This window comes from Bradyrhizobium cosmicum (assembly GCF_032290525.1).
Lineage (GTDB): Bacteria > Pseudomonadota > Alphaproteobacteria > Rhizobiales > Xanthobacteraceae > Bradyrhizobium > Bradyrhizobium cosmicum_A.
Window position 1 is genome coordinate 1 of record NZ_JASXTA010000597.1, and the last position, 236, is coordinate 236.

1 pseudogene is annotated in these 236 nt (G+C 42.8%); it reads right to left on the reverse strand.

Features of this window, described 5'->3' with window-relative positions:
* Positions 1 to 29: 29 nt before the first annotated feature.
* Positions 30 to 206 (reverse strand): annotated as a pseudogene (locus QSV46_RS41705) (reverse transcriptase-like protein); the annotation flags it as partial.
* Positions 207 to 236 lie beyond the last annotated feature (30 nt).

Genomic DNA, 236 nt, shown 5'->3' on the forward strand with positions numbered 1-236 from the left:
GTTATAGACAGTGCTCCCTGATTAGCAAGTCAATCCGCTACACGATTGTCTTCCCGTGCCAGCCAAACAACCTTCACCCACCAAGCTCTCTTGAGAAGCTCTCTAATTTGTTGGAAGATGAGGCCATAGAAAAGCGAAGAGGTCCAAATATTATCATTCATAAACTTGATCAGATCAGCATAATCTGTTTCACAAATTAAACTCCTAGCTCCATGATCTCACGCTAGTTTGAGACC